Consider the following 24,595-nt stretch of genomic DNA (forward strand, 5'->3'; position numbering starts at 1 on the left):
GACTGACCTCAGATCTTGGGAAACGGCGCACAGCGGTTGGAAGGCACCGCGTTCGGGGTGTTCGGGGTGTTCTGGACGGGCGGTCGGGCCTGGGGCTCCGGACATCAGGCCCGGGGTGGGGTGACGGTCTCCTTGTCGACGAATTCCTGCAGGACGGCGGGGTAGTCCAGGCCCGCCGGAAGGGCGACGCCTGGACCGGTGGGGGCATGGACGAGCCCCTGGGCGTCGATGCCACTTTCGCGGCTGATGGGGTTGCCCATGACCAGCGACTCGTAGTACGTGGTGTTCGAAATGGCCATGCACAGGTGCCGGTTGGGGATCTCCGGTCCGTGCACCTCGGCGCGCAGCCGGTAGGCGTCGGCGAGGTGGGCGGTGCGCATCGCGCCGGTGAAGCCGCCGCGCAGTTGCGTGGAGGCGCGGACTCCGAAGGTGGCGGCGCCGGCCTGGATGAAGTCGGCGGAGTTCATGTGCGCCCCGTCGGAGGTCTCGGCCACGAGGAGGGGAACGGCCACCGCGTCGGCGAGACGCTTGTACGCGGTGACACTGAACTCCCTCATCGGCTCCTCGTACCAGAGGTAGCCGGCGTCCGAGAGGGCGTGCCCGAGACGGACCGCGTCGGGGAGGTCGAAGCCCGCCGACCCGTCGAACATCAGCGGGATGTCGTCTCCTACGTGTTCCCGCAGAGCCACCGACAGGCGGGCGTCGCGGCGGGCGTCGCCCCAGGCGTGCAGCTTGATGGCGGGGTAGCCGAGCTCCAGGGCCTGGTCCGCGATGTCCAGGTACTCCTCGACCGACGAGTAGGTGACAGTGGAGGCGTAGGCGGGTATCGAGGTGCGGTAACCGCCGAGCATCTGCCAGGTGGGCCGGTCGGCGAGTCGTCCGGCCAGGTCCCACAGCGCGGTGTCGACCAGACCCAGCAGATAGAGCGGTACCTCCTCCGTCCGGTCCAGCTCCCACATCCGGTGCCAGAGCCATTCCCGCTGCAGGGGATCCTGCCCCGCCAACTCCTTGCGCAGCACGCGGTCGAGCAGGTCGGTCAGGATGACCCCGCTGCCCCGTCGGGGGGACATCGCCACTCCCTCGACCCCTTCGTCCGTGCAGATGCGCAGCACCGCGGCCTCGCCCTCGGCCGGGCTGCCCAGGAGTCCGTCCCGCCAGACGAAGGGTGGACTGGCTCCCGGCACCCGGACCGGATGGCACTCGACTTCGGTAATGCGCACGGCTTGCACCCCTTGGAGCGGGAAGTACTACTGCGAAATTTGCGTGTAACGTAAGTCGTCATACGAATGCTGTCAAGAAGCCCTGACCAGTAGACTCGCCGTCATCCGCATCAGTTAGGGGGCCACGCATGGCCAAGGAGATCGCCGACAGAGCCGGAGAGGCGCCCGTTCTCAAGCCCTGGCCCAAGCGTCCGGCCCGGCTGGCGCAGGCGGTCATGGAGAGTCTGACCGACACGATCGTGTCGGGTGTCATTCCTCCGGGATCGACCCTGCCGGTGGAACCCGAGCTCTGCGAGACGTTCGGCGTCAGCCGGATCACCATCCGCGAGGCGGTCAAGTCCCTGGAGGCCAAGGGGCTGGTCCTCGCCCGGCAGGGCTACGGCACCACCGTCACCCCGCCCGAGGAGTGGAACCTCCTCGATCCGGTCGTCCTCGCCGCCACCGTCCAGCACGACGACCAGCTCGTCGTGCTGGACCAACTGGTCGGCATCCGGTCGACGCTGGAGGCCCAGATGACGGCCCAGGCCGCGGAGCTGGCCACCGACGACGACCTGCGAGCCATCGAGCGGCTGCTCGCCCAGCTCGACGAGGAGACCGCCGTCCCGGCACGCTTCATCGAGACCGACGTGGCCTTCCACGACCGGATCCTGCAGGCGTCCCACAACAGGCTCGGGCGTTCCATCATCCGGATCCTTCATGCCCAGGCGCGCACGACGTTCCTGTACAACGGCACTCCGGACGCGACCGCGTGCGAGCGGGCCAACGCGGAGCATCGCGAAGTCGCCGAGCGACTGCTGGCCCGGGACGCCGACGGGGCCGCGCGGGCCATGGCGGCACACATCGACACCGCGTGGAGTCGCCGCCGTCTGCCGAACGTGAGCTCGCCCGCCTCCTGAGCTCTCCGCCACCCCCTGAGCCCCCGGCACCCCCGGCCTCCTGAGAACACCCGCAGCGACCTCGCCCCCGAGCCCGACAGGCCGGGGGCGTCCGCATGCCCGGGCCGACTTCGGGCCAACTCCGACCGGATCCGCGTGCGCGATCTATTGACGAAATTCATATGACGTCTAATGTTACAGCCCTATTTCCCTTCCCCTCCTGTGCCTCTGGGCTGTCCCCTGCCCGCGACGGGCGCCGCAGGCTTCCTGAACCACCCGGAAGGTGTCACGTGCGAACAACCCGCATTCGTCCCTCGGTTCCCCACCGGCTCAGATCATGGCTGGCCACAGCAGCCGTCCTCACCGCCTCGACGGCCGGGGTCCTCGTCCAGGCCGGCCCCGCCCTCGCGGCGGGCGCGACGCTCTACGCGTCGCCGAGCGGCTCCGGCACCACCTGCTCCGCGAGCCTGCCGTGCTCCGTCACCCAGGCCAAGACCAATGTGCGGGCGATCAACAGCTCCATGACGGCCGACATCACCGTCCAGCTCGCCGACGGCACCTACCGGCTCTCGGCGCCGCTCGCCTTCACCTCGGCGGACTCCGGCACAGGCGGCCACACGGTGAACTGGAAGGCCGCGCCGGGCGCCCGTCCCGTGATCACCGGCGCACAGAAGGCCACCGGCTGGACCGTGCAGGACTCGGCCAGGAACATCTGGAAGAGCAACGTCGGCACCGGCTTCGACACGCGCCATCTGACCGTCGACGGCGTCCTGGCCACCAGGGCCCGCTCCTCGATCAACCGCTCCGACCTGACCGCTACCACCAGCGGCTACACCTTCACGAACAGTTCGCTGAGCTACCTCAACAGCCTCGCGCAGCCCAGCCGGACCGAGATCCACGGCATCGGCTCCTTCACCGACCGCTACGCCCCGGTGACCGGCATCAGCGGCGGCACCATCACCATGGCCCAGCCCTCGTGGAACAACAACACGTTCGGCTACGACACCCTGACGAGCCCCTTCCGGGCCGGCCCCCTCTACATCGAGAACGCCTACGAACTGCTCGACACCGCAGGCGAGTGGTACCTCGCGACCACTACCGGCACCCTTTACTACAAGCCGCTCTCCGGGCAGGACATGAGCACGGCCGACGTCGAGGTGCCGAAGCTGGAGTCCCTCATCGACGTCGGAGGGACGTACTCCTCCCCCGCCACCCACATCGCCTTCTCGGGGCTGCAGTTCTCGGGCACCAGCTGGCTGGACCCCACCGCCCACGGCTACGCCAGCCAGCAGACCGGCGCGTACATCTCCGGCGCGTGGGGCCGCCCGTCGGACGCGCTGACCTCGTGCCAGAGCGGCTGCCCCCTCTTCGAGGCGACACGCCCCCACTGGGACCAGATGCCCTCCGCCGTACAGGTCTCGGCCGCCGACCACATCACGTTCACCGGCAACCGCTTCACGCAGCTCGGACAGAGCGGACTCGGCATCGGGAACGACGCCAACGCCCACACCACCGGCGTGGGGCTCGGCGCCGACACCGTCACCGCGACCGGCAACGTCTTCACCCAGGACGCGGGCGGCGGCATCGTCGTCGGCGGTCTTCAGGCGAACGCACACCACCCCAGTGACAGCCGGATGACCAACCGGAACATCACACTGAGCAACAACCTCATCCACGACGTGGCGTTGGAGTACCGCGACATGTCGGCCATCCTCGTCACCTACGTCAACGGCGCGACCGTCTCGCACAACGAGGTGTACAACCTGCCCTACTCCGGCATCACCATCGGCTACGGCTGGGGCGCCAACGACATCGGTGGCAGCCAGGACTACGTCAACCGGGGCCTGTACAGCTACCAGCCCACCTACACGACCGCGACCACCGCCGCGAACAACCACGTCACCGACAACTACATCCACGACCTCATGCAGCAGATGACCGACGGCGGCTGCATGTACACCCTGTCGGCGTCACCCGGCAGCACCTTCGAACGCAACTACTGCCACAGCAACGGCGGTTGGTTCGGCTTCTACCACGACGAGGGCTCCCGGAACTTCACGGACACCAACAACGTCTTCCGCAACACCGGCGAATGGGGCCATGAGAACAGCAGCGCGACCAACAACACCGGCGCCCTGACCCTGACCGACAACTGGACGAACAACAGCTCCGCGAACATCACCAACACCAACGGCCGCGGTGACGTGGTCAGCGGCACCGTCGTCGTCAGCGACGGCAACTGGCCGTCAGCCGCCAAGACGGTCATGAACAACGCCGGTATCCAGCCCCTCTACCGTCCGCTGACCACCGACCCCGTCAACTCGCCCTACAGCGCCTACTCCTCCACCCCCGCCGGCACCGGCCAGAGCGGCGGCCACTTCACCGTCACCGACGCGGGGGCGGACATCTGGGGTGCCGGCGGACAGCACGACGACGCCTACGGCACCGTCTACCAGGCCGATGCGGCTGTCAACGGCACCTCGGTGACAGCCCGGGTCGACAGTCTGGACAACACCAGCAGCTGGGCCAAGGCCGGCGTCGTCCTGCGCAACGACCTCACCGGCAACGGCTCCTCCGCCGGATACGCGGCGGTGGTGGTGACCCCGGGCAACGGCGTCAGCTTCCAGCGGGACTCCAACGCCGACGGTTACCTCGACCAGCTCACGTCCACCACTGCCACCGTCAAGGCACCGGTCTGGCTGCGACTCACCCGCACGGCCGCCCAGGTGTCCGCCTACTACTCCACCGACGGATCCACCTTCACCCAGGTCGGCTCCACGGTGACCCTGCCGTCCATGGCGGCCACCCAGGACGCCGGCGTCATCCACACCGCCCACAGCACCACCGCCGGCAGCGCGACATTCAGCAACCTGCGAATCGTCACCTCTCCCTACAAAGCATCCAGTTCGATCCCGGCCGCCGTCACCCAGAGCGGCGGAGCGACCTCCCTGACCAGCGCGGGCATCGACGTATGGCGCTCCGGCACGGCGTACGACGACGAGTACTCCGCGGCCTACCGGACGGGGGCCGCTGGAACGTCCTCCACCGTCACCGTCCGCGTCACCGGTCAGGACAGGACCAACAGCTGGGCCAAAGCCGGCCTGATGCTGCGAAACGACATCGCCTCCGCCGGCTCGTCCACCGGGTACCTCGTCCTCGCCACCACCCCCGGCAGCGGAATCGCCCTGTCGTCGGACTCCAACGGTGACGGCTACCTCGACGCCAACGCCGTCAAGACCGGAAGTGGCACCGTCGCCCCGGTCTGGCTCCGCCTGGTCAGGAGCGGTACGTCGGTCACCGGCTCCTACTCCGCCGACGGCACCACCTGGACCACGGTCGGCACCGCGACCCTGACCGGGGCGAACAGCACCCTGGACGCGGGCATGTTCTCCACGGCCCACGCCGGAAGCATCGGCACCGCGACCTTCAGCCAGTTCTCCGTCAGCTGACGAAGCGGTTCGGGCCACGATCTCCGAAACGAGCTCCGCGTGCCGGTGCGACCTTCGCACCGGCACACGGAGCACCAGGCTGGCGCAAGGCGGAGTTCTCGGTAAATATGTCACCTGCCCCGCTCTGCACTTACCGCCAGTAACAGCCGACTCGACGCAACCGATGAGGGCCTGTGACGCCTCCGCAATTTCCGGCCTTCGACGTCATGACGGCGACCTGCCCGTCCCGCACCTCGCTCGCCCGCATCGCCAACAAGTGGACGGCCATGGTGGTCATCGCGCTCAGCACGGGCCCCATGCGCTTCCGCGACCTGCGCACCAGCGTCGACGGCATCAGCGGCAAGGTCCTCACCGAGACACTCCGGGATCTGGAGCGCGACGGCATCGTCACCCGCCAGGTGTACGGCGAGGTCCCGCCCCGGGTCGAGTACGAGCTGACCGCGCTGGGGCGCACTCTGTACGCCCCGCTCCAGGCACTGGGCCTCTGGGCCGAGGAACACTTCACGGAGGTACTCGCGGCACGCGAGCGCTACGACGCCCGCCAGTGACCGTGACCGGTCACTGGCGGTAGACATTCGGCGCAACGGCCCGCGTGCCCGGAGTTCGACCGAAGGCTTTCCCTGGGGCAAATACGGGCGGCCTACTTCCCCCAGAAGGCGTCCTCGGCCACCTGGTCCTCGGAGAACAGCCACATCTCGACGATCCTGCCGTCCTCGAGGCGCAGGACATCCACGCCGTCCATGCTCATGGACGCGCCCTCGCGCCGTCCGGCGAAGTGGATCGAGGCGGCCACGGTGTCGCCGTTGCCCATGAGAGCGTGGACCGTTTCGATGGCGAAGGAGCCCTGGCTGGCCTCTATCATCCCGCCGAGCATCGCGAAGACGGCGTCGCGCCCCTCGCGCTCACCGGAGAACCGGTTGGCGCCCGGCTGATGCCAGACGATCCCCTCGTCCAGAAGCTCGCCCACCTTGGCCAGGTCGCCCTTCTGGATCGCCTGGAAGTACTCACGTGCAATGTCGACGTTCTTGCTGGTCATGGCAACACTCCTCAAGCCTCGGACATGAAGGCGGTAGGGCTTCTCACCCACATGCTCACCATCAGTAACCAGTCACCTCAACGTAACCAATGGAATTTCGTGACGCACGTCACATGCAGCCGGAGGTACTGCGAGGGGGTTACCCGCGAAAGCCACTGAGCCGCCACCGCCAGGCGAGGGCATCGACCATCCGATTCACCCGATCTTTTTCCCCTCTCAGGCCAGTGGGTCATTGCGGCTCCTCCCGAGAATTCGCTCAATCCCGCAGCTCTGAGAAGGAGTTTCTGTCGATCCTCTAGACAGGCTCCGCACTGAAGCTCCTTAATAGGTCCGATGTTGCTCCCGGCGAACCACACACCGTGGGTTGGCTGCCCGGCATGTGGCCCGGAAGAGTTTGGAGAGCCCGTTGTCAGAGCCGATCAACCGCAGTAGGGCCACTCGCCGACTGGGCGGTCCGCCGAGGGCGAGCTCCCCCCTTCGTCCGTGCCGGCCGCCTCTCTGAACACGGTCCCCCTGCTCGTCGACGGACCGCATGCCCAGACCACTCCGTCACCGTGCCCGACGCACCCCGGGGTGACCGACGCATCCCGGTTCCGCCGACCCCGCTGACGGCGACCGCACCGGCCGTGCGGCTCCCGGCCCGCCTTCGTCATACTCCGGCGCCCCAGGCCGTCGACCGCTACCTGGGCGCCGTCCCCCCAGTTGTGCCATCGATCCACAGGAGTGGGCCATGTCCTCATCACGAATGACTCGCCGTATGTTTCTCGGGGCGGCCGGGGTGGCGAGCGCCGCGACCGCCCTGCCGATCGTCCCCGGCTTCGCCGGTCTTCTGTCGCAGGCGTCCGCCGCTGACACACAGACCAACCTGAGCAGGATGGTCGACATGCGGTTCGGCATGTTCAACCACTTCAGCCTGGGCACGTTCACGAACCAGGAGTGGGCCGAGCCCAACCAGAGCCCCACCCTTTTCGCTCCTCCGAGCGTCAACTGCGCGCAGTGGGCCGACGCGGCGGTCGCCGCGAAGATGAGTTACGGCATCCTGACCACCAAGCACCATGACGGCTTCGCCCTCTGGCCCAGTGCTCATGGCACCCAGAACGTCGCGAACAGCTCCTACAAGCACGACGTCGTACAGGCGTACTGCGACGCGTTCCGGGCGAAGGGGCTGAAGGTCGGCTTCTACTACTCGATCTGGGACCGCACCTTCGGCGTCGAGGCGTGGGAGAGCCGGCACAAGGTGACCGGGCTCGACATCACCGACGCCATCCAGCCCGGCGACATGACGTTCATCCTCGGCCAGATCACCGAGCTGCTCACCAACTACGGCACCATCGACATGTTCATGACCGATGGTTACGCATGGCAGATGGGACAGCAGGCGGTCTCCCACCAACGGATCCGTTCCCTGGTGAAGCAGCTGCAGCCGGACTGCGTCATGATCGACATCGGCGGACTGTCGGAGCCCTTCCTCAGCGACGCGATCTTCTTCGAGGAGCCGCTCGGTGTCACGGCGCCGACGGGCAACACCTACGCCGGAATGCAGGGTCAGACCATAAGCAACGGCTGGTTCTGGCACCCCTCCACCCCGACCGAGAGCCTCATGAGCAAGGCCGCGGTCCTGTCGCACCTGGCCGACCTGGAGCCGAAGTACACCTCGTTCATCCTCAACTGCCCGCCCAACCGCAACGGGTTGCTGGACACCAACATCGTCAACCGGCTCGCCGAGGTGGGTGCGGCGTGGAGCCCCAACGCCTCCAGGCCGCCACTGCCCACCCAGCCGCTGCGCGCCGAGTACCCGGTCACACCGGTCAACGCGTATGCGACCGCCTTCCGCACCGGCGAGGGACCACTCAACGCCATCGACGGACTGAGCGACGTGCGCTACGAGACCTGCTGGTCGACCTGGGGGCTCTCCTCGCCCCTGCCCAACTCGCTCACGATCGACCTGGGCGGCGTGTGGAGCAACGTCTCCACCCTGGAGTACCTGCCCAAGCAGTGGAACCGCGACGACTCCACCGACGGCGACATCACCTCGTACGCCATCTCCACCAGCACCGACGGCGCGAACTTCACCCAGGTCGCCACCGGCACCTGGGCCGGCAACAAGAAGACCAAGCTGGTCGAGTGGTCCGCCCGGAACGCGGGCTTCGTACGGATACAGGTGAACGCGGCCACCGGCGGCTACGCCAACATCAGCGGCGTCAGGATCGGAGGCCGGACGGCCGCACCATCCCTTGTCTCGAGGGTTCTGCCGGGCGACGGCACCGTGTATCGGCTGGTCAACCGCAACAGCGGCAAGGCCGCCGACGTGAGCGGGAACGGAACGGCCAACGGCACCAACATCCTGCAGTGGCCCTGGCTGAACCGGAACAACCAGAAGTGGACCTTCGCCTCCACCGGCGACGGTTACTACGAGATCAAGGGCGTCAGCAGTGGCAGGCTCATGGAAGTGGCCGGGCTGTCCCGCGACGACGGCGGCAACGTGGCCATCTACGCGGACTCCGATGTCCCGCAGCAGCACTGGGCCGTCACCCCCACCGGTGACGGGTACTTCGTCCTCGTCAACCGCTTCAGCGGGCTCTGCCTCGGCGTCGACGAGGGAAGCACCGCCGACGGAGCCAACATCGAGCAGCAGCCGTACGCGTCACTGACGCGACAGCAGTGGCAGATCATCACCTCCTGACCTGCCCTCCACTCCCTCCTCACTCCCTCCTCCACAGCGCGGAGGTGTCGAGCAGGTGTGTGATCACTCGAAGGCCGTGCGCCGGGCACGCTTCTGCGCGTCGTACGCCGCCGAGGCCTGCAGCCGTTCGATCCGTGCCACGTGGCCCCGCACGGCCGCGACAGAGACGAGCGTCCCGCGAAGAGACCGGCGAGGGGTGCCATGTCCTCGCCGGTCTCGAAGCGGTAGTCCTTGTCGATCAGAACCCGGGGCAACTCCTACCACCGGCGCGCGAGTTCGTCGCCTCGCCGCGTCAGCCCCCTCCCGGCCTCGACCGAGCAGCCGGGCCGCACCCCATTCCTCACACGGCCCGGCCCTGTGATCGGTCGCCGTCTCCCTCGTCGCGCTCCGCCTCCTCAGCGACGCGCTTGATGTGCGCCAGCCGCCGATCCCAGTCCGCCGCGAGCGTGGCCATCCACCGCGCCGTCGTGTCCAGCGCCGCGGGCCGCACCACGTACCGCACCTCGCGTCCGACCCGGCTGCCGGAGACCAGCCCGGCGGCGTCGAGAACGGCGAGGTGTTTGACCACCGCCTGGCGCGAGACGGGAAGCCGTTCGGCGAGTGTCGTCGCGGTGGCATCGCCCTGTGCGGCGAGCAGTTCGAGCAGCTGCCGTCGCGTCGGGTCGGCCAGGGCGCCGAGGACGCTGTCGACCGGCTCGACGGCACTGCGGTCTTCGTTCGTCACACGGACGACTGTTCGGCGCGCTTCCTGAGCGCGTCAAGTTCCAGGGGCCAGCCGGCGGTGTGGTCCTTGTGGTTCTGACCGCGCAGCTCCTCGGACCCGGCCAGCGCGGCGAACCCGCTCTCGACGACGCGCAGCCGCGTCCGGTCGCCCTCCTGGGTCAGGGTGAACTCCACGAGGGTGCTGTTGTCCTCGCGCAACTCCTGCCCGGGGAAGGCGCTGGTCCAGCGGTACGCCAGATACGTCGGCGGCTCGACCTTCTCCACCCGCACCGGGAAGTCACCGTGCTCCGCGTTCTTCGCCACCATCGACTCGCCCTCCTTGGCCACGGTGCCGGGCAGGCTCGCCTTGTCGGCCACCCAGAACCCGGGCTGGGCCACCAGCGACCAGACCCGTTCCAGGGGTGCCTCGATCAGGGTTTCGCGTTCGATCCGGTCCTCGCTCATGAGGTGACTCCTTCGCCGCCGCTATTGGATGCAACCCCAGGGTTGCACGTCCACCATCCAAGTGCAACCCAACGGTTGCGCCTGGGCTGGGCGTCGTAGCCGTCCACCCTGTGAGATCCGTCCGTCCCGGTTCACCGACGCGGCGGTTACGGCGATCAGCAGGAGAGAATGATGTGTGAGGGGAATGTAAAGACAAGGGGGCAACTGTGGGCGGGGACTGGGTAGTTGGGGACGGCGAGAACGGGGTTCCGTTGCTGGGACGCTCCGTCGAGCTGGCCCGGTTCGACGCACTGCTCGACCGTGCGGCAGACGGCGCGCGCGGCACGGCACGGGGCGGGGAACTCCGTGACAGCGGCCGTTCCCGGCTCGTCGACATCACCGGCGAGGCCGGCATCGGCAAGAGCCGGCTGCTCGGCGAGGTCTGCGCGCGGGCGCGCCGACGCGGAATGACCGTACTGCGCGGCAGGGCCACGGAGTACGAACGGCAGGTGCCGTTCCAGGTGTTCACCGACGCGCTCGCCCACCTCGACCCGCACGCCCTGGACGGCTTCCAGGAGGCCGACGCGGTGGCGCCCCTGCTCCAGCGGAGCGGAGCGGTCGACCGTTTCGGACTGCACCGGTCCACGGCCGCCCTGCTCACCCGGCTCGCCGCCCCCTCCGGACTGCTGCTGGCCCTCGACGACCTGCACTGGGCGGACCCGGCGTCACTGGAGTTGCTCGACCATCTCGTACGCCATCCCGTGCGCGCCCCCGTCGTCCTGGCCGTGACACGCCGTGACCGGCAGAGTCCCGAGTCCCTCGCCGCCCGGCTCACCCGAGAACTCGACACCGGCACGGTCGTCAGACTCGGGCTGAGACCGCTGAGCGCACGCGACTGCACCGAACTGGCCGGCCCCGGCCTGCCGCACGCCGAGTCCGCCGCACTGTACGCCGCGAGCGAGGGCAACCCGTTCTACTTCCTGACCCTCCTTCAGGCCCACCGCGGGGGTACGACGCCCGAGTCCTCGGCGCCTCCCGGGCTCGGCACCCTGCTGCTGGACGAACTGACCGTGCTCGCCCCCTCCCGGCGCGGCATCGTCGACGCCGTGGCGGTGCTGGGCGAGCACGCCACCCCGGCGATGGTGAGCCGGGTGACCGGCCGCTCCGGCACCGAGTTCACCGCCGACGTGCACGCTCTCACCCGACGCGATCTGCTGCGCTCCGCCCCGCAGGGCCTGCTGACCCTGCGGCATCCGGTCGTGCGAACCCTCGTCCACGAAAGCACACCCGTCCTGAGGCGCGTCGAGATGCACCGGCTCGCCGCTCAGGAACTGGCCCGCGCCGGTGCCTCCGCCGCCGAGCGGGCCCACCATGTGGAACAGTCGCTGACCTCCTGGGACCCGGCAGCGGTGGCCGTGCTCGAGGAGGCCGCCGCACGGACCGCGCGAACGGCCCCGGCGAGTTGCGCCCACTGGCTCGACGTGGCGCTCCGCCACCTTCCGCACACTCCCGAACACGCTTCCAGGCGGCGCGAGTTGGTCCTGCGGCGGGCCCGCGCGCTGGCCGCGTGCGGTGGCCTGCGCGAGAGCCGCGACCTGCTCCAGGAGCTGATCGCCACCCCGCGCCGGTCACCCGGTGGCCCGACCGCCGACGAGAACCAGGGCCGCCAAGGCCGCCTCAGAGTGCGCGCGGTCGTCCTGTGCGCGCTGGTGGAGCGTCATCTGGGGCGCTGCACCGAGGCGGTCGCCCTGTTGCGCCGCGAGCTGGCCCGCGGCCACACCCCGGCCGACATCGTCCGGCTCGGCCTGGAGCTGGGCTCGGCCGCGCCCCAGGACAGCGACACCTCGTACGCCCAGGTGCGCACCGAGGTCGACATGGCGCTCGCGGCGGCCCGGTCCACGGGGGACGAGATCGGGGAGGCGGGCGTCCTCGCCGTCGCCGCCCTGGGAGAGGCGTACGAGGGCAACATGACCACCGCGCACGGCTTCGCCCGGCAGGCCGCCGCCCTGGTCGACTCCCTGCCCGACAACGACCTCACCGCGCTGTGCGAACCCCTGGCCCGGCTCGGCTGGGCGGAGGCTTTCCTGGAGCACTACCCGGACGCGGAACGGCACGCGGAGCGCGGCCTCGACATCGCCCGCCGCAGCGGCCAGCTCTATGTCGTGCCCCATCTGCTGCTCTGCCTGTCCCATGTCCGGGTCCAGACCTGCCGGATCTCCTCGGCACTGGAACTCGCCGACCAGGCCGAGGACATCGCCCGCGGGATCGGCAGCGACCAGTTGCTCGCGTTCGTACTGGCGAGCAAGGCCGCGGCGCTCGTCGCCGCCTGCCCGCCGGGCGATCCGCGCCCGCTCGCCGTCGCCGAGGAGGCGGTGGCCGCCGCCGGTACGGGGGTCGACTGGTGGGCCTCCACGGCCTGGTGCATCTTCGGCTGGGCCGCGCTCATGGCCGGCGATCCGGTCCGCGCCCGGGACGCGATGCTCCAGGCGGGCGGCGGCCCCGAACTGCGGCGGATCCAGCCCTCGATGCGGCCGCTCTACCTGGAGATCCTGGTCACGTCCGCACTGGTGACGGGCAGGCCCGAGGAGGCTCGCGGCTGGGCCGAGCGGGCGCGCAAGGAGGCGGAACAACTGGGGCTGCCGATGCAGCGGGCGTCCGCGCTGCGCAGCACCGCTCATCTGCCGCTGGAGCAGGGGGACACGGCAGCGGCGGCGGACCTGTTCGCGGAGGCGGCGGCGGAGAGCGCCCGCTGCGGCGCGGTCTTCTGGGAGGCCCACTCCCTGCTGCTCGGCGCCCCGCTGGAAGCGGCGGCGGGCCATGGCCGGGGCGGCACGCGCGCCTGGCTCAAGGGGCGCCGGCTCGCCGAGGCGGGCGGCAGCGGCATGCTGGTCGGCCTCGCCGACGCCACCCGTCCGCCCGGTGCCGACTCCGAGGCTCCGTACGGTTCCCAGGACCGCACCGAACTGGCCCAGCGGCTGGCCACGCTGACCGCCCGGGAGCTGGAGATAGCCGAACTGGTGGCGCAGGGGCTCACCAGCCAGGCCATCGCGGACCGGCTCTACGTCAGCCGGCGTACCGTCGAGACCCATGTCTCCCGCGCCTTCCGCAAGACCGGGGTCTCCTCACGTACCGCCCTGGCCACACTGATGGCCCGCCGCCGCACCGCAAGCCGTTTCGGGGACACCCGAGCGGAGCAGGACTGAGCCGACTCCAGGTCCAGGTCCAGATGCCCTCGGCCTCGGCGGTGATCGGTGAGCTTCTGCTGACCGGCCACCGCCGTCTCGGCCGGGAATCCGCCTACTTGACGTCGATGAAGTCGGCGGCCGACGTCGCGGAGCCGGTGGTGAAGGTGCCGGCGAAGACGTAGCGGTAGTAGCCGTCGACGCCGGCCTTGGTGGTGGTGCTCAAGGTGCCGGTCCTGCTGGTCTTGACCGTCTTGAGGGTGGTGTAGGTGGTGCTGCCCTTCTTGCGGAACTGCAACTTCACCGGCTGGGTCGCGTACCCCGAGTTCTTCCCCGTGGTCCAGTCGGCTCGATTCAGCTTGCCGGTGACCGTGATGTTCTTGCCCTTCTTCACCGGCTCCGGGGAGGCGTTGACGGTCAGTGCGGCGGCCCGCTTGATGCTGGTCCTGGCGACGTCGTCGTCAATGCTGATGTTCAGGTAGAGGTCGAAGGCACCCAGGAAGATTTTCCAGGCCCCCGCGGTGCCGTTGCCGTCCTTGAAGTCGACCGCGGGGTCGATGGTGAAGACCGCCTTGCATTTGTAGCTGTAGCCACCCTGGACCGTCGTCTCCGTGCAGACGGGGTCGGCGTCCGTCCCCAGGGCGCCGGTGATGGTGTCCGTACTCGAACTGTCGGTGCCCTGCCACAGGAACGCCTGAGTGAGGGCCAGGCCCTCCTCGTCGAAGGCGGTGAATGTGATGGGAACGGCCTTCTTGCCCGTCACGCCGAGAACGATGTCCTTGCCGTTGTTGACGACTGCGTCCTTGAACGTGGTGTCGCCTATCGCGTCTCTCGGCTGGACGCTCCGCGAGGCGAGGGCTCTGAGATCGGTCTCCGCCCCAGGATGCTCCGCTGCCTGGGCGGCACCCGGGAGAACGAGCGTCGAGAGGAGGACGGCGCCGGAGATGCCGGTGGCCGCAGTGTTTGTACGCATGTGATTCCCCCAGGGTGAGGTCGGACGGTCCTGCCGAACTGACGTGATGGCAGGGCCCGTTGATGTGGTGAAGAGGCCGGTGCACGCCCGGATCCCGCGGAAGCGGAACGGGATCAGGGCGTGGGAGAGGCGAAGATGTCGTCGAGGTCGAAGGAGTGGGTGGGGCTCGGCCAGAGGTCCGGCGGGTGGAGGTCCGTCGGCTGGGAGCCCGGTGCGGGTACGTCGGCCGGGTCGGCGGTGGGCTTGCCGTCCGGGCTGCACACCTGCGGTGCCGAGGGCTGGGACAGTTCGTAGTCGGCGACCCGCTTCGACCGGAAGTCCACGACGGCGCGACCCGAGAAGTCCTGTTCGCCGCCGACGCGGACCTCCTTGGGCAGTTCCCTGCTCGTCAGCGGCTTGCCCACGGTGACCGAGAGGAGGGCGCCCACGCAGGGACTGCGGTCCGTCGCGTAGAGGGACGCGGGCAGGGCGATCTCCTGCTCGACGCGTGCGTCCACATGGAGTTCGACGCGTTTCACCCGGCGGATGTCGAAGTAGTAGGCGGGTTGTGTCCCGTCCTCGAGCCGATCGCGGTCGGCGTCGTCCGCGACTCCGTACACCAGCTTCCAGAACTCGACCTGCACGGTGATCTTCCGGCAGAGCGGGCCGTTGTACCCCGGCAGACTGACGACGCTCAGGCTGTCGCCCCCGTAGTTCTCCTTGGGCGTGTCGATGAAGCGCCCAGCCCAGTCCACGGATTCCTCGGTCGTCCACCCCTTGTTGTCGTGGCAGCCGGAGGCCTCGGTCGGATACGGAGGCGTGATCGACGGCGTGGGCGAAGGGCTCGGCGACTCGGACACGCCGGTGGCGCTCTCGGACGGATCTCCGGCGAGAGGGGTGCCCTGGGCGCTCGAACACCCCCCGGTGAACAGAACGGCCACGGCGATGGCCGCGACGACCGGCACGACGGAGTGTTTGGGCCCGGGTACGCGCCTCGATACGTACCTCACCGGTCGAACCAGTTCCTGGCCTCCGCGGAGCTGAAGACCCGCAGCACGGCGACGGCGAAGACGATGCCCGGGAGAACCGAGACGCCGCCTCCCTGGAACAGGCTCACCACACCGATCAGCACGCCCAGCGCCTCGACGACGATGACCGTGACGCGTATCCCGTTCACCCGCTTGCCCGCGAATACGCCGCACAGCAGGAGCGCCCCCGCGATCAGCAGCGACAGCACCGCCACGAACCGGAGCAGCCCGGCCCCTTCATCCCGGCCGTGGTCCACCGCGTCGTTCACCACGGCCACCAACAGGAAGCCGGCCGCCAGGTTCAGCACGGCCTGGAGCCACACCCCCACCAACGCCAGCCTGACACTCTTCGGCATCTGTGCTTTCACACTCGGTGTCGTCATGAATGCAAGAAAACGGCACGCGTGTCAGGGACACCTCGGTAGGAGTACGTATTCCATGTACGTATGTGCCATCGCACCGCCCGGCCAGTACCCCGTGACCACCCGGTGAGGGTGGGGGAAGCAAGGACGCGAGAGCTGGGCGCACCTGCTGAGGCTCGACCAACATGCCTGTCTGCCCGAGCACCTGGCACTCTCCGTGCGACCAGACGGCGTCAGCATGTCGCAGCCCTGGGTCGAGGGAGGGGCCTGGGCGTGGATCCAGCCGAGCGAGTCGGTGGAGTTCCTGGCCGGGTGGCGCGAGAAGCCTCGGATGCCATGATCGCCCTGCACTCCGGTTGAGCGCCCACTGGGCGAACGATCTCCAGAGACCAAAAAAGGGCCCGCTCCTGTGGAGAGGCCCACCGGCTCCCGCAGGTCAGATCGATTCTTCCCGCGTAGCACGTGGTGGGGCGGGTGGGACTCGAACCCACGGCCGACGGATTATGAGTCCTTTGAGGATCTTGGCGGTCCTTGCCGATCTACGCTCATCCTTGATGTTTTCGCAGGTCAGACGCAGTTATTCATGTTGGGGCTAGTCAGCCCTTGTCAGTCTGTTCCTGTCCTTGCGGCCTCAACTCGGCCTCAATGAGGCCCGATAGGATCGGGCTGAGGACGTATAGGACGATCGTGCCAGCTGAAGGACGGGAGTCGAACCGGCGCGCAGCGGATTCCCCTTCCAACGCGCAGAGGCCCTCCCCCAGAGTGCCGCGGTGGAGCCTCTGGGAATGTTTGCACCGGCCACGCGCATTCACAGGCTGCGAACAGGACCGATATCAGACCGAGTCCAGTTTGGCCGCTTCGACAGGATGCCGCTGCAGCCAGGCGTGCGCGTCGTCTTGGCCACCCGGCCGTGCAGGGCTTTCTGGTCGTGGCCGGTAAGGAACTAGCCGAGCGTAAACCGGCGCCCCGCAGCCGCAGGGCCGGGCCGCGTGGGAGGAGTCGAAGTAGGTCACCGGATTGCGGGCTGCGGCGACCGGCTGAGGCTTGCCCACATAGGCGTCATGGACGGGGTGGCCCGCCTCCAGGAAGCGGCCTTCGATCGCGCGGCGGCCACCGGCGACCGAGACCAGGTCGTCGATCTGTATGGCCTGGCGCACGATGCGCCGACAACAGCGCGTACTGCTCCCGGTCGGCCCGCTCGCCGAGCACCCAACACGGCTGGAACAGGCCTTCACCCTTTCTCCGGGCGACCCGCTGCCCTCGTCCGGCCCAGCCTCCCGACTGTCGGAAGGTTTACCACAGCGGACCGGGCTGCAGGGGCTCATCGGTGGCGAAGGCCGACACTTCAGCGAGGCTGGCTGGACTGGTGCCGGCGCGGCGGAATCCACCGGATACCGGCCCTGAACGCCGCGATCAGCGATAGGTACCAGCCCGAGATGCCAACCCATCTACGTGCCTTCAACTTCCCCAAAGATAAAAACCTGCTGCAACCGGTGACACCATCATCGCGGTTCCCCTTCACACACGGAGCACACCGAACTTCTATCTCGTGGGAACTTTCTCTCTGCCTGCGAGTGCATCAGACAACCATCCGGCAAGATTCTGCCCAGTCGGAAAAAGAGCACCCTCGAGACCATCGTTGGGGTCCCAACCAAACATTAGCCCTGCTGAATCGCGACAATCGACGAGAGACCAGATGGCATCTCCCCAGTCGAACAGCCAAACCAATCCTTCCGGAACTTCGCTATCAGGAGCGGCGGAGAATGCCTGATAGACGTCCACGATATCTGCCCAGTCTCCACGCCACTTCCCCCCAGACACTCCCAATACACCCGATCGTGGGCCGAACCCGCCATTGGCTACCTCCAAGTACAGACGCCGCAGCAGAGAGGGCAGGGGGTGCCCGATTACGCGTTCCGCGTCGTCCACTGCATCTTGCGACGCAGGCGCAGTCGGCTCCTTTGAGGCAAGTTGCGCACGCACGGCAGCAATGATCTCGTCGTCAGTAACAGCATTCACGATCCAACCCTCCTCTTTCGATGCCAAGTCCGCACATTTCCTTCACTTCTCTTCGTCTTCCATCCCAACCCCCTCGGAAATGAATCCTGCTTCCATCGCCTTTGTCATAACATCTATGGCCCGACCTGCGCCATAGACGTCCCTGAACTCCTCGAGTGTTCCCTCGTTAACGACCCTTCCCTCAAGATACCCATGGCTTCCCTCAGTGACCTCAACACCGGGCTTTCCGATGAACTCGGTAAGACTTCTCCCACAGTGTTCCGAGCAGACCCGGTTAGTCACATAAGCATTGTCGACCTCCGTTATCTCGCCACCGAGGTCCTCCACCTGCCTGACGGTGTCATTCTTGAAGTCACGCGCCGAGTCTTCAGCGTGCCCCTTCCCCGAGTCGGATTCGGCCCTATAGACCGTAACCTCCATCTCCGTCAGAATATCCAGAAGTTTCTGGTCAATGCCTCCCTTGCTGACGAATCCGATGATACGCGGCACTATCCCATCCACGGTATCCACGTAGACGCGTGAGAGAACAAGTGTAAATCTGCTGTACGCCCACGAGTTTTTCCCAAGATAGGCCGCGACTGCCTTCATCGCCTCTCGGTAGAGCGAGGCCCCAGCTGCGGCTGCTCCGACCGTAGAGAGGGATGCAGTTGGCAGCTTCGGACTGTTCAGCTTCTTGACGGTACCGGTGCTGGTCGTGCTGGCCGTACCGCCTCCGGAGGGGACCGCGCCGGTGGTGTCAGCTGTGCCGTCCGCTTTCGCGGCATAGCAGTAGATGGCGGCGTCGCTGCACTTGTCCCCTTCGTGGCCGCACTTGAGGCCGCCGCACGGATCGGTACCGGCCGGATCGGCGAGGGTGGCGGGGTTGTTGTTGCTGTAGGTGTAGCCGTTGAGGGACTGCTGCTCGGCCAGGTTGAGGAGTGGATCGACGCTGATGAACCGCCCGGTGGACGGATCATATTCGCGGGCGCCGAGGTGGGTGAGGCCGGTACCGGAGTCTGCGGAGGCACCGAGGAATGCCTTGTCGTCGGGCCAGGTGCCGGTGCCACCGGCACGCGGGCCACCGAACGCAGTGGTGTACCGCTTGGTGACGGCCTGCGTCGCGGCATCGATGGCGAGACTGCTGGTTCCGTGCTGGTCAGTCGCGAGCCAGGTGAGTGTCGAAGTGCCTGACTTGTTGCTGCGCAGAGCTATGGGTGAACCGCCGACGGTGTAATACCGCTGAGCCCAGTACTTGGGGGTCGATGTCGAGGTGTCGAGGTGGATCTCGGTGCCGCCGTCCAGGTAGAGGACGGTCTCTCCGCCGACGTTGCGGCGGATCAGGAGGCCACCATCCGCGTCATAGACATGGCTGGTGGTGCCCTTGGCGATGCCGGAGCCTGTCTTCTCCGTGAGGGTGTCTAGCTGGCCCTCGGGATTCCAGGTGAGGGTCTGCGTATCAGTGCCGTTGGGTCGGCCGGTCGTGTTGCCGGTCGTGTCGTAGGAGTAGGCGGCGGTGACTCCCGTGCACGAGGAGGCCGTGGTGGTGACGGTCAGTGCGTGAGGCCGGGTCGCGCTGTAGCAGTAGGTCCTGGCGGTGTCACCTGCTGACGTGTGGGTGGTGTCGGTGGTGCGCAGGCCACTGTCGGTGTACGTGTACGAGGTCCAGTAGGGGGCGGCGCCGCCGAGGTTCGCGGTACTGCGGCCCGACGCCGAGCAGTCGGCGGTGGACGGGGTCCAGGCCTGGGTCAGGCGTTGGTGGCCGTCATAGGTGAAGCACTGGTCGTCGGCCTTGCCTGCGCCGCCGAGGGTAGTGGGATCGGTGATGGAAGTGACGTTGCCCGCGTCGTCGTAGCTGTAGTTCAGCTCCTGCAGTTCGTAGTTGTGGGTCTGGTCCGTGACGGCCGACTGCTTGAGCCGGTCGGTGCCTTCCTCCCAGGTGTTGGTGATGTAGGCCTTTTTGGTGCCGTCGGCCGAGGAGGTGCCAAGGGTGAGCTGGTCGGTCTGCCCGATGGCCGAGTAGCCGGCCCCCAGGAGGTAGTCGCTGGCGCCGCTGACGGTGGTGGGCAAGCCGACGGCGTCGTAGCCGGTGTCGACGGTTTCCGCGGCCATGCCCCCGGCTGCGGGTTCGGAGACGTACTGCTGGGTGCCGTCGAGGTTGTAGTACGTCGAGGACGTCAGCGTGGCCGCGACGGCACCCGACGTGACTAGGGCATCGGTGGACGGCAGGACGAGCTGGGTGGTGGTCGGCCGGTAGAGGCTGTCGTAGGCGGTGACCTTCCTGGTGTATGCCGTGCCGGCCACTCCGCCGACGTAGCCGGTGGCGGAGTCCAACTGCCCCTTGACCAGATTGTCGTAGGCCCAGTGGGCGAGTTTGTCGGCGTCGGTCTTGGAGGTCTGCCACTCGTCCGTCGTGCGGCCGAGTACGTCGTACCCGTAGAGCAGGGTGGTGTTGCGGGAGTCGGTCGTGGCGGCGATCTGGTCCAGGTCGGTGTACGAGGTGGTGGTCTTCCCCTCGTCCGGGTCTGTCGCCGTGGTCTGGCGGGCGAACAGGTCGTAGGTGTAGGACCACTGGGCCCCGTCGGTCCCAGTGATGGTGTCCGGCTTGCTGTCGCGGGTGTAGGTGTACTTCGTCGAGGTGTAGGCGCTGCCGACGCCCGCGCCGTAGGCGGTGTCGGCGGGGTCTGTGCCGGAGTACTCGCGGCGTTCGGTGGTGCGACCGAACACGTCGGTGATGGTGCGGACCGCGGATCCGCCGGTCACGGCGCTGGTGGCGGTGGAGTCACCGGTGTAGCCGGTGGCGGTGGACCATTTTTTGACGCCGTAGACGTACAGGGTGCTGGTGGTCGGACGTTCGGCGCCGTCGAAGACGGTGTCGGTCTGTTTCGGTGCGCCGCCGTATTCGGCCCGGGCGTAGGTGCCGGAGGGAGTGGCGGTGGAGTCGAAGACGTCGGCGTACGTTTCGTAGGCCAGGCCGCGGCTGTCGTAGCGGGTGTCGGTCAGCAGCCGTCCGCCGTTCGCGGTCGGGGACTGGGTCTGCAGCGGCCGCAGCAGCGAGTCGTAGATCGTGTAGGTGGTGTTGTAGACCCCTTCACCACGGATCGTCGAGGTGGACGACCAGGACGGGGTCTTGTTGCTGACCGAGTAGGCATAGGTGTAGTTGGCGCCGTATCCGCCGGAGCGGGAGCGGTTGGGCAGCCAGACGGCCGTCGCCCTCCCCAGCGCGTCGTACGTGGATTCGGTCAGCTTGGTGTTGACGTCATAGGACTTGACGGTCGTGCCGCGGGCGTAGTCGAGGTAGGTGTAGCTCTTCTGGCTCTTGGGGTCGGTGATCGTGACCTTGGTCAGGGGCCCGGTGGTGGTCGGGGTGTAGAGGGAACTAGTCACGTTTCCGGCCGCGTCGGTCACGGTCAGGGGCCGGCCCAGAGTGTCGTAGGTGGTCTTCGCGACGGTCAGCCAGGAAGTGGGGTACCGCTCGCCGCTGGTGGCCGTGGCCGGGTAGGCGGAGGCGCGGCCGGTCCAGCTGGCGTCGCCCAGGGTGGGGGTCTGCGTGGCGGTCCAGGCGGTGGCGGTGGTGTCGTCGTAGACGGTGGCCGTGTCGGACAGCACGTCTTGGCGGGTGCCGGCCGAGGTCGGCAGGCTCAGGTCGGTCTCGGCGGTCGAGCAGGCCCGGCCCACGGCACGGGTACGCGATACCAGGGAGTTGATGCCCAGGGTGGCATTGCGGGCGTACCAGGTGCGAGCGCAGGTCTCGTCACCGGTGACAGCCGTGTCACCGGCGTCGTACACGCTGGTCGGCATGCCGTAGCTGTCGAAGCTGTTGGTGATGCTGCGGGTGCGCCAGGCAGCGGCGGTCGACAGGTAAGTCGAGGTCTGCGTCTTGTAGGTGCGGATGAAGTAGGCCTCGATATTGGCGTACGACTTCTGCTGACTCGCGGTGCGGCTGGACCACGGGTCGTTGACCGTGACCGTGACCGGAGTGGAACCGTTGTAGGTGATCTGCTCACGGGTGAAGCCGGAGAAGCGGTCGCTGTCGGTCTGATCGGGCACGCTCAGGCCGGCGAAGCCGACGCCTGGGACGGAGACCGAGCGGGTCGTGCCGTCCTTCTGCTTGTCGCCGTCCATGCCTTGCAGGTACACGGATACGGTCTTGGACTGGGTTTCGGTGGATGCGCCCTTGAGGGCCGTGACGGTGCGGTAGCCGCGCCAGTCGGACCAGGTGCGTTCGTTGGCCGGGGTCAGCGGGTCGTTGTCGTGGTGCCAGGCCGGGCCGGAGTAGCTGTAGTGGTTCTCCGTCGTCTCGCCGAGACCTGTGGGGTCGGAGGTGATGACGTCCAGGACCCGGTACTTGTTGAACCAGTCGAGGGACGCTTCCGTGGCGCCGTTGATGTGCCAGTAGACCGGGTAACAGCTCTTCGTGTCGTTATCCTCGGACGACGGCATGTTCGAGCTTCGTACGCACTCCGGGTCCGACAGCGTCACGCTGGTGATCGCGCCGGTCTCGGAGGTGACGCTCGCGATGCGGGGCCGGTTCAGCGGCAGGATGTTGTCGGTGGAGGAGTCGACCCGGTTTTCTCGCATCTGGTAGGTGAACGTCACCGGATCCAGGGAGATGGCGGTGCCGTTCTTGCCGGCGTGCTGGACGCTCTTGAGAACGAGGCTCTGGTCTGTGCTGTTGCCTATGTCGCCGGGGTCCAGGAACTGCTGGGTCAGCGCCCAGGAGTCGACGGCCGTATAGGTGCTGGAGGTGGCCGACCAGGCGTAGGTGTCGACGCTGGTCAGGCGCTTACGGGTGAAGAAATCCGGGCCACTGGCGTTGCAGTCCGCACCGGAGGCGCAGATGGAGTCGAACGGAACGTCCGGCCAGTTGGAGGAGGTGGAGGAGGTCAGCGAGGAGCAGTCGGACGCGGTGCACCGCTCGTCGTAGCCGAAGGTGACCTCGTCCGAGGCGGTGCCGGTGAACAGGGTGTCCTTGTTCTGACCGTAAAGGATCTTGGTGAGGTAGCCGCCCCTCGTGTACTGGGCGGTGCCGGTGGAGGCGCCGTTCTTGGCGTAGTAGTTGGTCTCGGCGGTGTACCAGTACGACATCGCGTTGCCGTGCAGGTCCACCACGTAGTCCAGGTTCCAGCGCCACGCCTGGGTCAGGGAACGGCCGGCGAAGGTGGATCCCTGGTCGTAGCCGGGTTCGCCGGAGTCGTCGCCGAACACCGGTTCCGTCCATACGGAGTTGGTGCGTTGGGTGTCGGCACCGGGCAGTTTGTCGAGACCGAAGACGTACTTGGTGCCGTCGCCGGTGATGACCGTCCAGTATTCGCCGTCGTTGTCACCGTTGTCGGCACCGGTGGAGTGGGTGACGGTGGACGCGTCGTCGTCCTTCAGGTGCCAGACACCGGTGGTGTCGTCCTTGACCAACTCGGTGGACTTGCCGTTCAGCACCAGGGAGGCGTTGTCGTACTTCCAGCACTGGTCGTACTTGCCGTCCTGGCCGTCGTCGTCACAGGAGGCGTAGGACCGCTCGACGTAGGAGGACGCCACGTCGTCAAAGCCCTCGCCGACAACGCTTCCCTGGTTGTTCGTCGACGCGGTCCTGCCGTCCACACTTCCGGAGTCGTACGACAGCGACAGGTCGGGCGACGGGCCGGCGGCAGCCGGCGGGGTGGCCAAGGGGTAGGACCAGGTGAACGCGCCCGAGGAACGTCCGGCCTCCCAACTGGAGGAGGCCGAGAGCTTGCTGGCCGCGTAGTCGCCGGCGCCGGACGCCGACTTTCCGGCTGCGGCAGTGGCGGCCAGCACCGTGGCCGAGGCGGCCGTGTCGGCGGCCATCAGGGAGGTGCGCGGCGCCGAGCGTGAGGCGCGCTCCGTATCGGCATCGCGGTCGGCTTCCCCCAGGCCGACCTTGGCCGTGAGCGTCTGTTCGCCGAAGTTGTTGTGCGAGACGAGCAGCGTCTCTGTCCGGCATGAGGTCTTCTGCGGAGTGGTCAGGACGCAAGCCGGCAGCTGGACCAGGCGCAGGCGGCCCGACCAGTCGCCGCCGTAGGCGGAGGCGAACGCCGAGTAATCAACGCTCACTTGGGCGGAGCCGGGCTCCGTGGCGGATGCCGTCAGCAGCACACCCCTGATGCCCGCTGCCCGGGCCTGCTGCTGTCCGAGAACCCGCACCTGCACCTGGCCTGCGATGGGGTTGGTCCCCGGGGCGGGTGTGACCGTGACCGGCAATCCTCCCGCCGTCAGCTTCGCCGCGCCTTGCCCGGGTATCTGCCCGGTCGCCGTGGCGGCGGTGGGCCAGGCGCTGTGTTGCTGGGCACGTGCTCGTTCGGCCTGGGCCGCGTTGGCGGCCTTGGTTCTCGCGACCTGCGCTCGGGCCTTCTTCGCGCCAGGGCCCGTGTTCGTCTGTACCTTGTCGACTCGCTGCTTGGGTACGGCCGGCTTGCCCAGGCCGCCACCAGCGGCATGAGCAGCCGGCACTGCCAGCCCCGCGGAGGCGGCCAGGGCCATGCACACCACCGCGACGACCGGTGCCCGCCGACGACGTACGTCCCGCTCCACAACCGGTGCCCGCCTGGGCAGGAGCACACCACGGGTCAGGGCACTGCGGATCCAGTGGGCTTTCATACCGGAACTCATGACTGGACCTCCATGCGATCACGCTGTGGGACTCTGCCGCGTA

Annotated in this window: 14 protein-coding genes; 5 read left to right on the top strand and 9 right to left on the bottom strand. The window is 67.9% G+C overall.

What is annotated here, in order from left to right; all coding sequences use genetic code 11:
- Nucleotides 1-104: 104 nt before the first annotated feature.
- On the bottom strand, nucleotides 105-1,220 hold the full coding sequence (locus STRTUCAR8_RS13545; RefSeq protein WP_006376266.1) for an enolase C-terminal domain-like protein: 1,116 nt from the start codon (nucleotides 1,218-1,220) through the stop codon (nucleotides 105-107).
- Nucleotides 1,221-1,348: 128 nt separating this feature from the next.
- On the opposite strand from STRTUCAR8_RS13545, the gene STRTUCAR8_RS13550 reads away from it, so the two are divergent.
- The 3 genes from STRTUCAR8_RS13550 to STRTUCAR8_RS13560 all read left to right on the top strand — a co-directional run bounded on the left by STRTUCAR8_RS13550 (nucleotide 1,349) and on the right by STRTUCAR8_RS13560 (nucleotide 6,092).
- On the top strand, nucleotides 1,349-2,116 hold the full coding sequence (locus tag STRTUCAR8_RS13550; protein WP_006376329.1) for a FadR/GntR family transcriptional regulator: 768 nt from the start codon (nucleotides 1,349-1,351) through the stop codon (nucleotides 2,114-2,116).
- Between the two features lie 269 nt (nucleotides 2,117-2,385).
- The gene (locus tag STRTUCAR8_RS52460) at nucleotides 2,386-5,544 is read left to right on the top strand and encodes a DUF1349 domain-containing protein (protein ID WP_006376273.1); all 3,159 of its coding nucleotides are present in this window, start codon (nucleotides 2,386-2,388) and stop codon (nucleotides 5,542-5,544) included.
- A gap of 206 nt (nucleotides 5,545-5,750) precedes the next feature.
- The gene (locus tag STRTUCAR8_RS13560) at nucleotides 5,751-6,092 is read left to right on the top strand and encodes a winged helix-turn-helix transcriptional regulator (RefSeq protein WP_044472154.1); all 342 of its coding nucleotides are present in this window, start codon (nucleotides 5,751-5,753) and stop codon (nucleotides 6,090-6,092) included.
- 92 nt (nucleotides 6,093-6,184) lie between these two features.
- Here STRTUCAR8_RS13560 and STRTUCAR8_RS13565 read toward each other — a convergent pair whose 3' ends face one another.
- Nucleotides 6,185-6,580: a nuclear transport factor 2 family protein gene (locus tag STRTUCAR8_RS13565; RefSeq protein WP_006376276.1), complete on the bottom strand. Its 396-nt coding sequence runs from the start codon at nucleotides 6,578-6,580 to the stop codon at nucleotides 6,185-6,187.
- A gap of 757 nt (nucleotides 6,581-7,337) precedes the next feature.
- Here STRTUCAR8_RS13565 and STRTUCAR8_RS13570 point away from each other — a divergent pair.
- Complete coding sequence (locus STRTUCAR8_RS13570; protein WP_006376308.1) at nucleotides 7,338-9,263, top strand: alpha-L-fucosidase; 1,926 nt, start codon at nucleotides 7,338-7,340, stop codon at nucleotides 9,261-9,263.
- A 340-nt stretch (nucleotides 9,264-9,603) separates the two neighbouring features.
- Here STRTUCAR8_RS13570 and STRTUCAR8_RS13575 read toward each other — a convergent pair whose 3' ends face one another.
- Nucleotides 9,604-9,987, bottom strand: a complete 384-nt coding sequence (locus STRTUCAR8_RS13575; protein WP_006376203.1) for an ArsR/SmtB family transcription factor — start codon at nucleotides 9,985-9,987, stop codon at nucleotides 9,604-9,606.
- Nucleotides 9,984-10,430, bottom strand: a complete 447-nt coding sequence (locus STRTUCAR8_RS13580) for an SRPBCC domain-containing protein (RefSeq protein WP_006376230.1) — start codon at nucleotides 10,428-10,430, stop codon at nucleotides 9,984-9,986. The genes STRTUCAR8_RS13575 and STRTUCAR8_RS13580 overlap by 4 nt, the downstream gene beginning before the upstream one ends.
- A 251-nt stretch (nucleotides 10,431-10,681) precedes the next feature.
- Here STRTUCAR8_RS13580 and STRTUCAR8_RS13585 point away from each other — a divergent pair, with 251 nt between their 5' ends.
- A complete protein-coding gene (locus STRTUCAR8_RS13585; protein WP_044472132.1) occupies nucleotides 10,682-13,612 on the top strand; it encodes a helix-turn-helix transcriptional regulator in 2,931 nt (976 codons plus the stop codon).
- Between the two features lie 94 nt (nucleotides 13,613-13,706).
- Here STRTUCAR8_RS13585 and STRTUCAR8_RS13590 read toward each other — a convergent pair whose 3' ends face one another.
- From STRTUCAR8_RS13590 to STRTUCAR8_RS13605, 5 genes are all read right to left on the bottom strand, one after another.
- The gene (locus STRTUCAR8_RS13590) at nucleotides 13,707-14,564 is read right to left on the bottom strand and encodes a hypothetical protein (protein ID WP_006376306.1); all 858 of its coding nucleotides are present in this window, start codon (nucleotides 14,562-14,564) and stop codon (nucleotides 13,707-13,709) included.
- A gap of 113 nt (nucleotides 14,565-14,677) precedes the next feature.
- Nucleotides 14,678-15,508 (bottom strand): hypothetical protein, encoded by an 831-nt coding sequence (locus STRTUCAR8_RS13595; RefSeq protein ID WP_006376222.1) that lies wholly within the window; start codon nucleotides 15,506-15,508, stop codon nucleotides 14,678-14,680.
- 41 nt (nucleotides 15,509-15,549) lie between these two features.
- Nucleotides 15,550-15,927: a hypothetical protein gene (locus STRTUCAR8_RS13600; RefSeq protein ID WP_044472133.1), complete on the bottom strand. Its 378-nt coding sequence runs from the start codon at nucleotides 15,925-15,927 to the stop codon at nucleotides 15,550-15,552.
- An 839-nt stretch (nucleotides 15,928-16,766) separates the two neighbouring features.
- Nucleotides 16,767-17,090 (bottom strand): hypothetical protein, encoded by a 324-nt coding sequence (locus STRTUCAR8_RS52465; RefSeq protein WP_006376285.1) that lies wholly within the window; start codon nucleotides 17,088-17,090, stop codon nucleotides 16,767-16,769.
- Nucleotides 17,091-17,994: 904 nt separating this feature from the next.
- The gene (locus STRTUCAR8_RS13605; protein WP_078507187.1) at nucleotides 17,995-24,552 is read right to left on the bottom strand and encodes an RHS repeat-associated core domain-containing protein; all 6,558 of its coding nucleotides are present in this window, start codon (nucleotides 24,550-24,552) and stop codon (nucleotides 17,995-17,997) included.
- Between the last annotated feature and the right edge of the window lie 43 nt (nucleotides 24,553-24,595).

The sequence above is a fragment of the Streptomyces turgidiscabies Car8 genome, assembly GCF_000331005.1.
GTDB lineage: Bacteria > Actinomycetota > Actinomycetes > Streptomycetales > Streptomycetaceae > Streptomyces > Streptomyces turgidiscabies.